At 66.8% G+C, this 16,446-nt stretch carries 15 protein-coding genes; all 15 read right to left on the bottom strand.

The features are described 5' to 3' along the window. Positions 1 to 1,143 (bottom strand): transporter substrate-binding domain-containing protein, encoded by a 1,143-nt coding sequence (locus tag CAL12_RS07800; protein WP_086063971.1) that lies wholly within the window; start codon positions 1,141 to 1,143, stop codon positions 1 to 3. Between the two features lie 27 nt (positions 1,144 to 1,170). Next, a complete protein-coding gene (locus tag CAL12_RS07795) occupies positions 1,171 to 1,881 on the bottom strand; it encodes a branched-chain amino acid ABC transporter ATP-binding protein (protein ID WP_420042761.1) in 711 nt (236 codons plus the stop codon). A 5-nt stretch (positions 1,882 to 1,886) separates the two neighbouring features. Then, positions 1,887 to 3,695 (bottom strand): ABC transporter permease subunit, encoded by a 1,809-nt coding sequence (locus CAL12_RS07790; RefSeq protein WP_086063969.1) that lies wholly within the window; start codon positions 3,693 to 3,695, stop codon positions 1,887 to 1,889. Further along, on the bottom strand, positions 3,688 to 4,521 hold the full coding sequence (locus CAL12_RS07785) for a branched-chain amino acid ABC transporter permease (protein ID WP_086063968.1): 834 nt from the start codon (positions 4,519 to 4,521) through the stop codon (positions 3,688 to 3,690). Before CAL12_RS07785 ends, CAL12_RS07790 begins: the two co-directional genes overlap by 8 nt. 54 nt (positions 4,522 to 4,575) lie before the next feature. After that, the gene (locus CAL12_RS07780) at positions 4,576 to 5,739 is read right to left on the bottom strand and encodes a substrate-binding protein (RefSeq protein ID WP_086063967.1); all 1,164 of its coding nucleotides are present in this window, start codon (positions 5,737 to 5,739) and stop codon (positions 4,576 to 4,578) included. Positions 5,740 to 5,828: 89 nt separating this feature from the next. Further along, complete coding sequence (locus CAL12_RS07775) at positions 5,829 to 6,731, bottom strand: nitrilase family protein (RefSeq protein WP_269768431.1); 903 nt, start codon at positions 6,729 to 6,731, stop codon at positions 5,829 to 5,831. A gap of 194 nt (positions 6,732 to 6,925) precedes the next feature. After that, positions 6,926 to 9,199, bottom strand: a complete 2,274-nt coding sequence (locus CAL12_RS07770) for a TonB-dependent receptor (RefSeq protein ID WP_420042785.1) — start codon at positions 9,197 to 9,199, stop codon at positions 6,926 to 6,928. Between the two features lie 129 nt (positions 9,200 to 9,328). Beyond that, positions 9,329 to 9,829, bottom strand: a complete 501-nt coding sequence (locus CAL12_RS07765) for a DUF2946 domain-containing protein (protein WP_086063965.1) — start codon at positions 9,827 to 9,829, stop codon at positions 9,329 to 9,331. Positions 9,830 to 9,907: 78 nt separating this feature from the next. Beyond that, entirely contained in the window at positions 9,908 to 10,660 is a 753-nt protein-coding gene (locus tag CAL12_RS07760; protein ID WP_086063964.1) for an ABC transporter permease, read from the bottom strand. Continuing rightward, positions 10,657 to 11,409, bottom strand: a complete 753-nt coding sequence (locus CAL12_RS07755) for an ABC transporter permease (protein WP_086063963.1) — start codon at positions 11,407 to 11,409, stop codon at positions 10,657 to 10,659. Before CAL12_RS07755 ends, CAL12_RS07760 begins: the two co-directional genes overlap by 4 nt. Further along, positions 11,406 to 12,293 carry an ABC transporter ATP-binding protein gene (locus CAL12_RS07750; RefSeq protein ID WP_232464739.1) on the bottom strand — a complete coding sequence of 296 codons (888 nt, stop codon included), beginning with the start codon at positions 12,291 to 12,293 and terminating at the stop codon, positions 11,406 to 11,408. The genes CAL12_RS07755 and CAL12_RS07750 overlap by 4 nt, the downstream gene beginning before the upstream one ends. Further along, positions 12,294 to 13,298 (bottom strand): ABC transporter substrate-binding protein, encoded by a 1,005-nt coding sequence (locus CAL12_RS07745; protein WP_157792920.1) that lies wholly within the window; start codon positions 13,296 to 13,298, stop codon positions 12,294 to 12,296. A 28-nt stretch (positions 13,299 to 13,326) separates the two neighbouring features. After that, positions 13,327 to 14,211, bottom strand: a complete 885-nt coding sequence (locus CAL12_RS07740) for an isocitrate lyase/PEP mutase family protein (RefSeq protein WP_086063960.1) — start codon at positions 14,209 to 14,211, stop codon at positions 13,327 to 13,329. Next, positions 14,208 to 14,855: a 3-isopropylmalate dehydratase small subunit gene (gene leuD / locus CAL12_RS07735; RefSeq protein ID WP_086063959.1), complete on the bottom strand. Its 648-nt coding sequence runs from the start codon at positions 14,853 to 14,855 to the stop codon at positions 14,208 to 14,210. The genes CAL12_RS07740 and leuD overlap by 4 nt, the downstream gene beginning before the upstream one ends. Further along, complete coding sequence (leuC, locus tag CAL12_RS07730; RefSeq protein ID WP_232464738.1) at positions 14,852 to 16,333, bottom strand: 3-isopropylmalate dehydratase large subunit; 1,482 nt, start codon at positions 16,331 to 16,333, stop codon at positions 14,852 to 14,854. The genes leuD and leuC overlap by 4 nt, the downstream gene beginning before the upstream one ends. Positions 16,334 to 16,446 lie beyond the last annotated feature (113 nt).

Genomic DNA, 16,446 nt, shown 5'->3' with positions numbered 1-16,446 from the left:
TTACTTCAGCCAGAATTCCGCGAGGCCGAAAGTGGACAGATAGGGATCCGGCCTGACCGGCTCCGCCCCCTGCCACACCACATCGAACTGGCCGTCCTCGCGGCAGACTCCGATACGCGGAGTCAGCAGGCAATGATTGTTTTCCGAATCGATGGCCAGGAGACCTTCGGGCGAATCGTAACGCACCGAGTGTGCCATGCGAACCAGCCTGGCGGGGTCGAGGCTGCCGGTGCGCTCCAGCGCCCGGGCGAACAGATGGACCTGGTTGTAGGCGGACTCCGACCACGTGCTGGTCGGCCGGTCGCCATAGCGGGCACGCCACAAGGCGGTGAAGCGGCGGTTGCTTTCATTGTCCAGGGAGTTGAAATAGGTGGCGGCGGTGATGTGGCCCGCGCACAGGGGCGGCCCCACCAGGCGGATTTCCTCTTCCGCCATGGACAGGCTGGCGATGGGCATGCGGTGAGGATCGAGGCCGCTTTCGGCGTACTGCCGGTACAGCATGCGCGCCGAGTCCCCCACCACCGTCGAGAACACGACTTCCGGCTGCGCCGAGCGAATGTCGCGGATGACTTCGGCCACTTCCGCGGCGCCGGCGGACAAGGGCAGATAGACCTCGTCCAGGACCTCGCCGCCGTGCTGCTCGACCATGTCGCGCATGACCCGGTTGGATTCGCGCGGATAGATGTAGTCCGAACCCACCAGAAAGAAGCGCGAGCCGTTGTGCTGCAACAGATAGGCCGCCAGCTGCATGGCGTTCTGGTTCAGCACCGCGCCCGTGTACACCACGTTGGGCGAATATTCGAAGCCCTCGTAGAACGAGCAGTACCACAGCAGGCCGTTGTTGCGCTCCACTACCGGCAGGACCGCCTTGCGGCTGGATGACGTCGAACAGCCGAAGATGACGTTGACGTCGTCGTCGGCCATCAGCTTGGTCGCCAGGCGCCGGTATTCCGCCGGATCGCTGGCCGGGTCGTAGCAAACCGGCGCCAGCTGGCGGTCCAGCACGCCGCCGGCGGCGTTGATTTCCTCCACCGCCAGCGCGGTACCCAGGAAGTGCTCCGACCCCGTCACGCGGGTAACGCCAGTGCGCGAAAACAGTATGCCGATGCGCCAATCCGCCGATGATCCCCTGCTTGCCGTCATGACTCCGTCCTGGTCCGTCGCGCGCCGCTACACGCGCAAATGGGCAAATATCGTTTCCGCCGCGCTGTCCGCCCTGGCGTCGCCCTGTTCGACTATCCGCCCCTGCTTCAACACCAGGAAGCGGTCCGTGACGCGCAGGGCGAAGGCGACGTTCTGTTCGATCAGCAGCATCGCGGTGCCATTTTCCCGGCGTTCCCACAACAGGGCCTGCGCCAGGCGTTCGATGACGGAAGGCTGCAATCCTTCCGTGATCTCATCCAGAAGGATAACGGACGGACGAAGCATCAGGGCGCGTGCAACCAGCAGCATTTTCTGCTCGCCGCCCGACAGCGTGCCTGCCGGTTGCCGTAGCCTGTCCTTGAACACGGGGAAAACCGGCTCGATGGCGGCGAACCGCGCCGGGAAGTCGGCTTCGCGGGCCAGGCCGAGGCGCAGGTTGTCGCGCACGCTGAGTTCGGTGAAGATCGCCTGTTCCTGGGCGGCGTAGGCCACGCCCTTGCGGGCGACCCGGTGCGGGGGCAGGCGGGTAATGTCCTCGCCGCCCAGGGCCACGCTGCCGCCCTGCTTGGGCAGATAGCCCATGACGGTCTTCAGCAGGGTGCTCTTGCCCATGCCGTTCTTGCCCAGCAGCGCCACGGCCTGCCCAGCGTCGATTTGCATCGACAGGTCGCGCAGGACGACCGAGGCGCCATAGCCGCTGGTCACCCCGTCGAGTTTCAATGCAATTGTGTCGCTCACGCCTCTCATGGCGTACCTCCCGCCTGTCCGGTGCCGGCGTATATGGTGCGGACCAGCTCCGACCCGACCACGTCGGCGAAGCTGCCGTCCATGACGATGGCGCCCTGGTGCAGCACGACGATGCGCGTGGCGACTTCCTCGACAAAGTCCAGATCGTGCTCCACCAGCAGGCAGCACAAGCCATGGCGGTGGGCCAGCGAGGCCAGGATTTCGCCGACGCGGACGCGCTCGTGGCTGCTCAATCCCGCCGTGGGTTCGTCCAGCAATACAACGCGCGGCGCCAGGGCGAGCACCATCGCGAGTTCCAGCGCCTGCTGCTCGCCATGGGAAAGATCGCGCGCGACGGCGCCCAGCTTGCGATCGAGATCGGTGGCGCGCAATACCTCCAGCGCATAGTCCGGCAGGCGCAGCGTGTCCGACCGCCGCCACAGCGACGGCCGGTCATGCAAGGCGCCGGCGATGCGCAGGCTGTCGGCGACTGTCAGCGTCTCGAAGATATTGGCGTTCTGGAATTTGCGTCCCAGGCCATCGCGCACGCAGTCCTGCGGCGGCTGGCAGCCGATATCGTGGCCGCACAGCGCCACGCTGCCGCCGCTGCGTTCGGCGCCATCGCTCAATGCCCGCATCAGCGTGGTCTTGCCGGCCCCATTGGGACCGATCAGGCCCACCAACTCGCCAGGCCGCGCCGTCAGCGTGATGCCGCGCAGCACGTGCAACGAACCGAAGCTGCGGCTGACGTCGCGCACTTCCAGCGCCGGCACGTCCGCGCGCGGCCTTGCCTGGGCATCTCGCCGCGCCAGCGTCGGGATGCGCGGCGCCAGGCGGCCCAGGCCGAAAGGACGCAGCAGGACCGGCACCAGTCCGCGCGGCAGCAGCAGGATGACGGCGACAAAAGCCACGCCCAGTATCAGTTGCCACGCGAAGGGCATGCTGCCGCTCAGGTAGGCGGTGGCGACGTTGATCAACACGGCGCCGATCAAAGGCCCCCACAGGGTGCCGCGGCCGCCCAGCGCGACCCAGATGATCAGCTCCGTGCCGAGCACGAAACCGGTCAGCTCCGGCGCCACCACACCGCTGAACGCGCCATAGCCGAAACCGGCCAGGCCGGCCACCGCCGCCATTGCCACCAGCAGCAGGATACGCACGCGGGAGACGCGCAACCCCAGGTATTCGCAGCGTACCTCGTTGTCGCGGATCGCCGTCAACACGCGGCCGGCATCGCTGCGCACCAGCAGCCAACCGGCGGCGCCGGTCACCGCCAGGGCGATGCCCGCCACCCAGTACCAACCCTGCAGTGACAGGTCGAAGCTGTCATAACCCGTCAGCCCCGAGCTGGAGCCCGTCCACTCGCCGCCCGACAGCACCAGCTGCGTCAATACGATGGGCAGCACCAGCGAGATCACCGTGGCGAAGAACGGCGAGGCGCCACGGTAAAAGGACAGCCAGCCGACGATGCCGGCCAGCAGCGCCGTGCCGGCGACCGCCGCGAGCAGGGTCAGCGCCACCACGCCGGGAGAAAACCCGTAATGGGTGAACGCCAGTCCCGCCGCATACGCACCCATGCCGAAAAACGCCGACTGGCCGAAGGTCAGGTAGCCCGTGTAGCCCCACAGCACATCGACGGTCAAGGCGGCGATGGCGAAGAAATAGGCCTTGATGAGAACATTCAACAAATAGGTGTCGAACAGGAAAGGCCCCGCGGCCACCAGGACCAGGCCGGCGACGGCCAATCCCGCCAGCCCGCGCCCGCTGGCGTGACGGCGGGCGGCACCGGCGTCCGTCCCCGCGTCGCGATCGATCGTGGCATCACTCATGCGCGAACCCCTTGGGCCGCACGCGCAAGGTCAATGCGGCCAATACGGCTATCGTCAATCCGCCCAGGACCGGATTCACGTATATGCTGACCAGCACCTGGCAGGCGCCGAAGACCAGGCACGTCAGCATCAGGCTGGATATCGAATGCCCGGCCACCATCACCAGCATGAAGGCGCTGATCAGCCAGCCCACGCCCATATTCGGGTCGACGCTGGACAGCGGCGTGACCAGCGCACCGCCCAGCGTGCCCAGCCCCGCGCCCAGGCTGAAAGTGATGAAGCGGATACGCGAGGCGTTGATGCCCAGGCCGCTGGCCAGCGGCTCGTTCATGATCACCGCGCGCGTCCGCACGCCGAAACGCGTACCGTTCAGCAAGGCGGCCAGCAGCGCCCACAGCACCAAGGCGACGGGAATGAGCAGGATGCGATAGGCGGAATAGCCCATGTCGCCCAGGTTCCAGATGCCCGCCAGCGGCGCATCCGCGAACTGCACCTCGCGCCCGAACGCGAGCACGATCAGTTGCCCGATGATGATGCCCAGGCCCCAGGTGGCCAGGATGGCGTCCAGCGGCCGCCGGTACAAGGGACGTACCACCAGCCATTCGATCGCCATTCCGGCCAGGATGCCGCACAGCACGGCCAGCGGCCAGCCCAGCCAGGGATCCAGACCCAGGCGGGTGACCACGTAGCTGACGTAGCCGCCCAGGGTGATCAAGGACCCGTGCGCGAAGTTCACGATCTTCATCACGCCGAAGATCACCATCAAGCCGACGGTCACGACGAACAGCATGGCCGCCGTGGTCAGCACATCCAGCAACAGACCCATCTCGTTCTCCCCGCGCCGGCGTAGGCATCCCGTGCCGCCGGCGCGATGCCGCGTTTACTTGATGTTGGGACACTGCGGACCCGGATCGACCGCGGCGAAGGTCTGCAGGATCTTGACGGAACCGTCGGCCTGGATCTGTCCCAGGTGCATATTCAAGGCCGCATGCCGGCTCTTGTCCATGCTGACCGGCCCGCGCGGACCGTCGTAGGACACCTGGGCCAGCGCCGGAATGACCTTGTCGGAGTCGGTGGTGCCGGCCTTCTCGACGGCGGCCTTGTACAGGAAGAAAGCCTCGTACTGCGGCTCCGACAATTCGTTAGGCGTCTTCAGCTCGCCGCCGAACTTCTTGCGCATCGCATCCAGGAAACGCTTGTTCCCCGCGTTATCGATGCCGGTCAGATAGGAGGCCGAAAGATACATGCCCGACGCCACGTCGCCCATGGTTTTGGCCGTGCCCTCGTCGATGGCCAGGTTGCCGTAGGGAATCGCGATACCGGCCGCCTTGAGCTGCTTGGCCAGCGACACGTTGGGCGCGCCGCCCGCGGTGGAGCTGATCAACGCGTCGGGCTTGGCGGCGCGGATCTTGGCGATCACGGCGGTCCAGTCGCTGCCGTCCATGGGCAGGTATTCCTCGCCCACGACCTTGCCGCCCTTCTGCTCGATGTACTTGCGGGTGAAACCCAGCATCCCACGGCCGAAGGAGTAATCGCTGCCCACCAGGAAAAATGTCTTGGCCTTTTCATGCCCGGTGAAGTAATCGACGACCGGCGCGACCTGCTGCTCCGGCACCCAGCCGTTGACGTACAGCCACTTGCTGCACGAGCGGCCTTCGTAGAACGAGGTGTAGATGTACGGCGTCTTGCCGCGCGCCACCACGGGCAGTCCGGCGCTGCGCGCCGCGCTGGTTTCCATGCCGATGACGGCATCGACCTTCTTCTGGAAAACCAGCGTGTCGAAAGCCTTCTGCGCACCGACCGCGCCAGAGCCGTCGTCGGCGATTTCCAGCTGCACCTGGCGGCCCAGGATGCCGCCGGACGCATTGATTTCGTCGACGGCCAGTTGCGACGATTGCACGGCCGCCGGCGCGACCACGCTATTGGCGCCGGACAAGCCGACGGCAACGCCGATACGGATAGGCTCCGCCGCCGTTGCGGGAAGCGTCAGCACGCCGGCCGCGGCCAGCACGATGGATAGGAGGGAAGTCGCGGTGGTTTTCATCGTCGATCCTGTTTCAAGATGGATGGGAACTGCGGCATGGCGCGCTATCGGCCTCGGCCGCGCCGGCCGTCACCAGGCCTGGGTTGACACTATGTCCGCGCGGATTCGCGCCCGGACACGATCCGGTAAAGGTCATCGCGCCGATCGCGCAGCACGACGTTGTAGGGATTCAGATGGCGGGCGGCGCGCGACCGCTTCAGGTTGATCGCGGCATAGAGGACCTCTTCCCTGTCCGGACTGGCGGGCCCCGCCAGCGGCCAGCCCTGCGCGCCGACCACCAGGCTCTGCCCCAGGAAGGGCTGGCCGCGCTCCACGCCCACGCGGTCGGCGCAAACGATGTTCAGGCCATTGCTGTGGGCCGCCGCCATCGCGAGGGTATTGGCCATGGTCGGATGGCGCGGATCCTGGCCCGGCATGGGCACCCAGTTGGTCGGCATGCAGACGATATCGACGCCTTGTCCGGCAAGCAGCCGATAGACCTCCGGGAACCAGCCGTCGTAGCAGATCGCCACACCCAGCCGGCCATGCTCCGTATCGAAGACCGGCAGGCCCAGGTCGCCCGGCTCGAAGAACAGGTTTTCCTCTCCCCACAAGTGCAGCTTGCGATAGGTGCCCATATAGCCGCGCGGGCCTATCACCACCGCCGCGTTGTACAGGCGTTCGCCCGCGCGCTCGGTGATGCCGGCCACGATGTAGATGCCCAGCCGCGCGGCCGCGGCGATCCAGGCCTGCGCCGTGGGGCCGTCCGGCACGCTTTCCGCCTGGTCGAACGCTTCCGCCCGGCTGTCGAAGACATAGCCCGTATTGCACAGTTCCGGCAGCACGACGATAGCCGCGCCCTGCCGCGCCGCCTGCTCCATCAATGCCAGCGACTGCGCCACATTGGCGGCCTTCTGGCCGATACGGCAATCCATCTGCACCGCGGCAACCACGGTGTCCGGGAACACGCGCTCGCCAGGCGGGGGGAGGCCGGCGGAATCGTAAGACGACATGGAAACTCCAAAAACAAAAAGCCCTCGAACACGCCTGAGGCGCGAGTCGAGGGCTTTCATAGCCAGTGGTTTGCACAGCAATCCTGCTGTGTTCGGAACGCGGCGGCTGTGTCGCGAACCTGGACGGATTATCCGGATTGCCGCGCCACGCTGTCAATGCGGCATGGATTGGTGGATACCCTAGGACTGGCCGGCTACAGGTGCAAACGGGTTTCGACGTACAAGGTGCGGCCCGGATAAGGGTGATAGACGAAATACCGTTCGTCGAACAGGTTGTCCACGCCCACGCTGACCTCGCTGTAGCGGTTCAGCTTGTACGTGAACTTGGCATCGACCACGGTATAGCTGCTGGTGCCGCCGAACACGTCCGGGTTGCTGTCCTGGTTCGTCAGCGTGTTGTACTGGCGGCCTGAATAACGCACGGCGCCGGTCAGCGACGCCTTGTCGCCAAAACGATAGGTGCCCACCAGATTGGCGCGCCACAGCGGGATGCGATAGAAGTACTTGCCCACCGAGTCCGGATTCTGCGAATTGGCCAGTATCTTCGATTGCGTATAGGCGACATTGGCGATGACATCCAGGCCATCGATGCCTACGTCCTGGCCCTGGTAGCTGGTTTCCACGCCCCGCGATCGCACCTTGTCGATGTTCTGGAAGCTGGTCACGTTGGGGATGGCCGTCGTATCGGTCTGGCTGAAGATGGTGTTCTTCACGTCGTCCTGGAACAGCGACACCCGATAGATGCCGTTGCCGTGGGTCCATTCCGCCGTCAGCTCCTTGGACAGGTCGTTTTCCGGTTGCAGGTTGGGATTGTTATTGACCAGCGTCGAGCCGTTGATCTTGCCCTGGAACAGCTCGCCCACCGTCGGGAAGCGATATGCCCGCCCGAAGGACGCGCGCAGCGTCAGTTCCTCGGTCGCGTCGAAGGATAGCGACGCCTTGGGCGATACGTGCTGCTGGTCGGCATTCGCGTAAGGCACCTGCACGCTGCCTACTGCCTGCGATCCGCCATAGGCGCGCCAGTCTTCGTAGCGCAGCCCGTACACCAGCTTCCAGCGTGGCAGGAAGCGCCAGGCATCCTGGGCATACCAGGCCTGGGTCTGCGTGCGGCCCTTGAACGCATTCGCGAAGGCACCCGCGCCGCCGTCCGACCAGTCGTCCGTGTTGTAGGTCCGGCTATCCGAGAAATAGCTATCGACGTGGTAGCCGAAGGCCAGGTCATGCGCGGCAAGGCCCGACACCGAAGGCGCCTGGGTGTAGGTCGATCGCAGGTCCAGCGTCTTCCAGCCGGTGCCGTCGCCATACGTGGCGGTGCCCGGGCCGTCGCCCGGTCCGCCCTGGTTGGCGTTGCGCGCCACGTTGCGGGCGACGTCGTAGTAGGACGCGATGGCCTCCGCATTCCAGCCCGTGGCATGGCGCGTCTTCAGCGAGAGGCCGTACAGGTAGTTCTCGCTGTCGCCACGGCTGGGCGCCAGGGCGGAAGCCGGGATGTTGTACTCATACCCGCCGATGTCCACCCTGCCCTGGTACACCTTGTTGCCGTCGGCGTCGCGCAGAAAGCTCGACGTATCGCTGCGATAGCGGTCGCGCCAATAGCCGAACGTCGCCCCACCCTGCAGCGTGGGGGTGAAGTCGTATTGGAGCCTGAACTTGAGCTGATCCTCGATGGTGCGCTCGATGCCCTCGCCGTTGACGCCAAGCACGACGGTGGGCGCACCGGTCTGGTTGTTGTAGTAGCGGGCACCGGTCACGGGGGTATCGCCGGGACGCGCCGGCGTGGTGGAGCGCGGCAAGGTCGCGAACTGCAAGGGCTGGCTGGTGTTCTCCAGATGGCTGACGCCGAGCACGTAGGACAGCTTGCCGATGCGATCGCCGATGGAGGCGGACGCCTGGCCGCCGGTGTAGTCACGATCGACGCCGAACAGGCTGAAATGCTGCGTATAGCCCTTGGCGTCGGCGTGCGTCTCGAAGCTGTCCGGCATGCGCGTGGTGATCAGGACGGTGGCGCCCAGGGAATTGCCGGGATAGAGGGCCGAATACGGCCCGTAGATGACGTCGACGCGATCGATCTCGTCGGGCGCCACCATGGACCAGCGCGGCGGGTACGTGAAACTGTTGCCCAGCAGGTTGCTGAGCAAGAGGCCATCGGCGTAGACCAGGCCGCGCGCGCTCTGGCTATTGCTGGTGCCGCGCACGGCGATGATGGAGTTCTGGTCGCCGATGAAGCGTTTGCGTACCGCCAGGTTCGGCATGTACTTGAGGGCGTCTTCGCTGTTGACGACGTTCCATTTGCCGAACTGGTCGCGGGTCACCGACTCGACGGTGGCCGGCAGATTGGGATCGGTGGGCGGCGGCGCTTCGGCATCGGCGGTGACGCTGACGGTGGCCAGGGTGGCGGGGGCAGGTTCGGCGCCCTGCGCCAGGCAGGGGCCGGCGGCGAAGAGCAAGGGCAGCAAGGCGCCGCCCATGCGCCCGGCCGCCAGGCGCGCCAGCAACGGCGCGCGGCAAAAGCAAGGATAGGACATGGAATTTCCTGACGGGAAAGGACGGGCGGACACCCGCTTCGCGATGAAGCGGCGTCCGGTTACCAGGCGTGGTCAGGAAAAGGCGGGCGGGGCGCGGGGACGGCCGGAGGGGAAGGCGCCCAGCGGCGTATAGCGCCTCAGGGCCGGCAGGAGGAAGACGGCGAACAGCAGCAACAGGGCCGCGACCGGCGCCGGCGGGACCATGGCCAGCGCGGGCACGTGATTGAGCAGGTCGCAATATCCGCAGTCGTCCATGGGCTGCGATTCATGGTCGGCATGGCCATCCGCGCCATGGCCCGCGGACGGGGCATGATGCATGGACGGCATGTCGCCCATGGTCATCACGGCCGCCATGGCCGTCATGGCGGTCATGGCGCCTGCCCGCATGGGCGTCATCGACCCGATAAGCAGATTGACGGGCCGCGCCGCCTGTTCGCCTTCCACCGTGCATACGGGAAGCACGACGGTACGGGCCGCCCGCACGAAATGGCTGACCGTGGGCGCGAACGCGACCAGGCACATGGCGATCAGGCCAAGCCAGGCGGTCAGTTGTCGGCGAGCGCGGTAGGTCATGATGGCGGGATATGAGCGGCTGGAGTTTAACCGCCCATATCCCGCCGTGGCGTGGACAAATTGTCCAGGGGCGGCGCTTCAGGCGCTCATGCGTGCGCGCAAGCGTTGGTTGATCGCCAGCAGGACCACGCTGGCCGTCCCGGCGAACAAGGTCAGCAGCAGCGTCAGGGTCATGATCAGGTCGACGTTGTGCAGGCCGATGGCGCTCATCAGCAGGAAGCCCAGCCCGCGCTGCGAGGCGAACATCTCCCCCAGCAAGGTGCCGATCAGGGTCAGGGAAAACCCGATCCGCAGGCCGGCGAAGATTTCCGGCAAGGCGGACGGGAAGACGATGCGCGTGACCATGTCCCACGGCCGCAGCCCCATCACCCGCCCGGTCTTCATATGCACTGTCCGGACGTTGCGCACCGCATTGATGGTGAACAAGGCGATCGGGATCACGCCATGGATGGTGCCGAAGGCCACCTTGGACGAGATGCCCAGCCCGAAAGCCAGCAGCAGGATGGGATAGAGCGTGATCTTGGGAATCGAATACAGGGCGATCAGCATGGGCTCGAACACTTCGCCCAGGAAACGATGGCCCCCCAGCACGAAGCCGATGCCCAGCCCGATCACCACCGCGAGCACCAGTGCCATGCCGAAGGCGCCGGCCGTTTCCGCCAGATGCGCGGCGAATTGCGGGGTGGTCACGAAACGCAGCGTGAACGCCAGGGTCTGCGCCGGCGACCGCAGGGCGACGTCGCCCACCAACCAGTAAAGCAGCTGCCACAGCACCACGATCGCCACCAGCAGCGTCAGGGTATTGCGCAATATCGGAGCGCGGCCTTTCATCGCAATCCCCTGCGCGCCAGGATGGACTTCTCCCAACGGGCGAACAGCATGTTGATGGACACGGACACCGCCAGGATCAGCAGGATCAGGGGATACATCGTGGTGTTGTCGAAGTTGTTGTACGCGAAACTGATCTCGTACCCCATCCCGCCGTTGGACATGATGAACTCCGCCCCGATGATGCCGATCAGCGAATACGCCACCGCCAGCTTGGCACCCGTCAGGATATAGGGCGTGGCGTAGGGCAGCGTGATGCGCCAGGCCGTTTCGCGCACGCCCATGTGCTGGATGCGCGCCGTCTTCAGCAGGACATTGGGCACGCGGTCCAGGCCATTCAAGGTGTTCACGATAACCGCGACGACGCCCAGCATCGCGCCGATGAAAATCTGCGGCGCCGCGTTCAGGCCGAAGACGATGATCAGCAGCGGGTAGAACGCGAATACGGGAATCGCATAATAGGTGGCGAACAGGGGTTCCAGCGTGTCCCGCACGCGCCGCAGCCGGTGGATGACGATGGCGCCGGACACGCCCAGCACGACGGCCGCCACGAAGGCGACGGCGGCGTTGCCCAGCGTCTTGGCGATGGCGCCGTTCAGCGAACCGGATACCAGCATGTTGAACATGTCGACGACCATGCGGTGCGGCGGCTGCATGGTCAGCTTGTCGATGACGCCGGTCAGGCACAGGACCTCCAGCAGCGCCACGCAGCCGGCCAGGATGGCGATACGCCAGACGCGCGCGCGATTCATGGCCGCGCTCCCGGCTGCATGGCGCCGATGGATTTCATGGACTCTTCGCGCAGCGCGCGCCACAGGCGAGCGGTGATGGCGCCGAAACGCTCGTCCTGCACGATGCGGCTGTCGCGGTCGCGGGGCCAGCCGGTTTCCACGATGTCGATCAGGCGCCCGGGCCGCGCCGACATCACGCCGATGCGATCGGCCAGCATCGCGGCCTCGTCCAGCGCGTGGGTGATCAGGAACACCGTCGCCCCCGTCTTGCGCCACAGGTTCAGCACTTCGTCGCCCATCAGCAGCCGGGTCTGCTGGTCCAGCGCCCCGAAGGGCTCGTCCAGCAGGATCAGGCGCGGCTCCGTCACCAGCGTACGGGCGATGCAGACGCGTTGCCGCATGCCGCCGGACAACTGCGCCGGATAGCTTTCCGCGAACGGCGCCAGGCCCATCATGGCCAGGGCGCGGTCCACCCGCCGGTTTTTCTCCGCCGCGGCTATCTTCAGGCGGCGCAGCCCGAAGGCGATGTTCTCGCGCACCGTCAGCCAGGGAAAGGAGGCGTCTTCCTGGAACACCACGCCGACGCCATCCGGGATGCGGCCGACGATGGGGTCGCCTTCGAAGGACACTTCGCCGCGCGTGGCGGTGGACAGGCCCGCCACCAGCTCCAGCAGCGTGCTCTTGCCGCAGCCGGACGGGCCGACGACGGCGAAGAACTCGCCCTGGCGCAACTCCAGGTCGATGGGACCCAGCGCATGGACGGCATCGTCGGGATCGCCCCCGGGACGGGTGAAAAGCTTGTCGACGCCACGCATGGAGACGTGCGCCACCCCTGCCCCCGGCCGGGGATCGCCGGGCCGCCGCCCAGGCAAGGCATGCGGAAGGACTTGCGCAACCTGGGCCATCTACTTCACCTTTTTCAGATCGTCGGGCAGGTAGCGCGTGTCGATCAGCTTGTCCAGGTCGACGTCGCCCTTGATGGCGCCGACCATCTTCTGGACATCGACAGCGCGCTTCAGCCCGTCCATGTGGATGTCGCCCGGGCCCCAGTACGGCACGCCGCTGGTGCGGCTGGTCACCAGGTTGCGCACGGCGGCGCGCGCCACGGCGGGTTCCAGGTTGTAGACCTGGGCGACGATATCGCCAGACTCGTCGGGGTGTTTTTCCATGTATTCGACGGCGAGCCGGCGCGCGCGGATCACGCCCTTGATGAAGGCCTCCCGTTCCGGCGACACGCCGGATCCGGCGGCGATGCCGATGACGTTGGCGATGGGCGGCAGCATGTCCTGCGCCACGGCAACCGCGCGGTACTTGTCGCGGTACTTGGACCACAGCGGCTCGGGTATGGGCGCCGCGTCGACCAGCCCCGTGTCCAGCGCCGCGACGCCTTCGCCGAAGCCGCCGGTCTTGACCAGTTCCACGTCTTCCGTCTTCAGGCCGCCCGATTGCAGCACCAGGGTCGCCAGCGCCTGGCTGGTGGAGCGTGGATTCGTATAGCCCATCTTCCTGCCCTTGAGGTCGCGTACCGACTTGATGGGCGAGTCCTTTTTGACGGCCCAGACGAATTCGGCCACCGTCAGCACGTTGTCGCTGACGATCCTGATGTCGGCGCCCTGCTGCGCGGCGGCAATGACGGCGTTGGGATTGACTTCGGCATACGGCGCGTTGCCGGCCAGCATGTTGCGCAGCGTGGTGCCGCCGCCGGCCGACGTCAGGATGCCGGTGACTTTGGCGCCTTCCTGCTTGAAGAAGCCCTTGGCCATCGCCACGGCGAAAGGCATGCCGTTGGCGGAAACGCCGTAGTTGCTGACGACGATTTCCTCGGCCTGCGCGGCGCCGTGCATGGCAAGCGCCAGTATGGCGACGCCGGCACAGCGCGCCAGGGCTCCAGTGGTGGTTTTTTTATGCATGGTCTCCTCCGTTTCCATCAAGGTTTCTTCATTGCCCGCGCGGCTGGCCTGCCTCGATGGCGCGCCAGCCGGCCAGGCCTGTCGCCTCATCCAGCACCTGCCGCACTTCGGCGCCCCGCGACATGGGAATCAGGCGCTCGGCGCCGTCGGCATGGCGCCGCAAGGCGGACAAGCCATCGCGCAACGCCTGCACCACACGCAGGATCAGGCTGGCCGGATAGGAAACCTGCGTGAACCCCATCGCCCCGAGTTCGGCGGGACTCAACCAGGGCGTGTCGCCGCCTTCGAACATCGCCGCCGACAGGTAGGCGCCCTTCAGCGCCGCGCCTACGCGCCGGTAATCCTCTTCGCGTCGCAAACCGGCAATGAAGACGCCATCGACACCCAGCGCCAGGAAGCGTTCGGCGCGTCGCAGCGCGGCATCCAGGCCCAGCGGACCGTAGGCATCGGTACGCCCGATGATGAAGGTCTCCGGGTTGCGCCGTGCCTGCATGGCGGCCTTCAGCTTGGCTTCGATGACGGCCTCGTCGACCACCAGGGCGGCCTTGTCGGCGCGCTGCTGCTTGTGGTCGCGGCTTTGGTCCTCCACCAGGAAGCCGCTGACGCCGATGGCTTCGTATGCGGCGACCAGGCGCGCCACGCTCTTGACGTCGCCATAGCCATCGTCGGCATCGGCGATGAACGGCAGGCTGGATGCGGCGGCGATATCGCGCAGGCCCTGCACCATATCGGTCAGGCCGATCAGCCCGATGTCGGGATAGGCATGGCGCGCGGCCAGCATGGCCGAGCCGCCGACCGCGAAGGCATGGAAGCCGGCCTGCTCTATCAGCCGCGCCGACAAAGCGTCGTGCGCCAGCGGCGTGACCAGCGGCGTTTCGCGCTTCAAGGCATCGCGCAGGCTGGGACGGGTCATGATGCATTGCTCCTTTGCAGCGCGGCGGGAAACAGCCAGGGGCTGGCCGCGCGCATGCGTTCGTAGTGCGCTTCGATGGCCGGCAGATGGGCCATGGTCATGGCGATCTCGTCGTCGCCGCGCATCAGGGCCTGCGCGCGGGACGCCGGAATCGTGAAGGGACGCGAGACGCCGTCGGGGCCGGTGACCGTCGCGGTGGCGAGATCGACGCGGCATGTCGGCGCCGGCCCGGCCGGGTCGGCGGACGCGCTGTCGCGCAGCCGCCGATAGGTCTCGCCATCGATGATCGCCGCCACCAGGCCATTGCGAAAGGCGTTCTCGTAGAAGATGTCGGCGAAGCTGGGCGCCAGCACGCAGCCGATGCCAAACCCCGTCAGCGCCCATACCGCCGCTTCGCGTGAGCTGCCGCAGCCGAAATTCTCGTCGGCCAGCAGGATGCGCGCGTGCCGGTACGGCCCGCGGTTCAGCACGAAATCCGGCTGCTCGCGGCCCTGGCCGTCGTAGCGATAGCCGCCGAACAGGCCCTTGCCCATGTCGGCCGTGGCGGTACGCAGCCATACCGACGGAATGATGGCGTCGGTATTGATGTTCGCCATGGGCATCACGGCCATGACGCCCTCGATGTCGCGGACGGCGGGTCTCATGAGCGCATCTCCCGGCGCACGTCGGTGATGTGCCCGCGCAGCGCGGCCGCCGCGACCATGGCGGGGCTGGCCAGATGCGTGCGGCTGCCCGGCCCCTGGCGGTTCTCGAAATTGCGATTGCTGGTGGCGATGCAGCGTGCGCCCGCCGGCACCATGTCGTCGTTGATGCTGACGCACATCGAACATCCCGCTTCGCGCCACTCGAAGCCGGCGGCGCGGAAGATCCGGTGCAGGCCCATGGCCTCGGCTTCCCGCTTCACCGCCATCGAGCCTGGCACCACCAGGGCGCGCACGCCCGGCGCGACGCGACGCCCCTGCACGATGGCCGCCGCGGCCTGCAGATCGGAAAGCCGCGAATTGGTACAGGAACCGATAAAGGCCACGTCCACGGGTATACCCTCCAGCGGCGTGCCGGGTGTCAGGCCCATATAGGCGAGCGCGGCCGCCACGCCGTCGCGCTGCCTTGCGTCGGCAAAGAAGGCGGGATCCGGCACCTTGCCGTCGACGCCGCCGACGTGGGCGGGCGTGGTGCCCCAGGTCACCTGCGGCGCCACGCCCTCGCAATCGACCACCACATCGCGATCGAACGACGCGTCGTCGTCGCTGCGCAAGGTACGCCATGCCCGCACCGCCCGCTCGTAGTCCGCGCCCACCGGGGCGAACTCGCGGCCGCGCACATAATCGAAGGTCGCGTCGTCCGGCGCGACGAGCCCCATGCGCGCGCCCAGCTCGATGGACATGTTGCACAGCGTCAGGCGCCCTTCCACGGACAGCGCGCGCACGGCCTCGCCGGTGTATTCCACCGCACAGCCGCGGCCGCCCGCCACACCCAGCGCGCCCATGGCGAGCAGGATCAGGTCCTTGGCGGTAATGCCAGCCCCGGGCCTGCCCTGGAACCGCACGCGCATCGTGCCCGGCCGCGCCAGCGCCAGGGTCTGGGTCGCCAGCACGTGCTCGACTTCGCTGGTCCCCACCCCTATGCCCAGGGCGCCCAGGCCGCCCGCCGTCGACGTATGGCTGTCGCCGCAGGCCAGGATGCTGCCCGGCAAGGCGAAGCCGAGCTCCGGCGCAATCACGTGCACGATGCCCTGGCGCGGATCCTCGATGCCGAAATGCCGGATATGCCCCCGCAAGGCGTTGGCCCGCATCAGGGTCAGCAGTTCTCGACCGCCCGGATAGCTGTCTTCGTTGCGGCCCGGTGCGGTGGAAACGATGTGGTCCTGCGTGGCGATGGTCAGCTCGGGATGCCGCACTGCCCGGCCCTCCCGCTGCAGGTTGGCGAAGGCCACCGCGCTGGTGGTTTCCTGCAGCACGTGGCGATCGACGAAGATCAGGTCCCGCCCGTCGTCCAGGCGGGCGATGAGATGCGCGTTCCATATCTTGTCGAAGACGGTGGCCGGCTGCGCCGAGACCGGCGGCAAGGGGCCGCCGGCGCGCGGAACGCCCGCCCCGCCCCCATCGCGCATGGTGGCTGGCATGATTTTTTCTCCTCCAGGGATGCTGCACCGCACCCCGGCTTATCCTTGGCGCGCCGCCCGAAGGCCGCACGGTTTTCCGCTTCGTTCGCGGAGGTTTTGCGCTAGGATAATTG

It is taken from the genome of Bordetella genomosp. 8 (genome assembly GCF_002119685.1).
Taxonomy (GTDB): domain Bacteria; phylum Pseudomonadota; class Gammaproteobacteria; order Burkholderiales; family Burkholderiaceae_B; genus Bordetella_C.
Note: the sequence above shows the minus strand (reverse complement) of the source record. Positions and strands in the feature narration are given on the sequence as shown.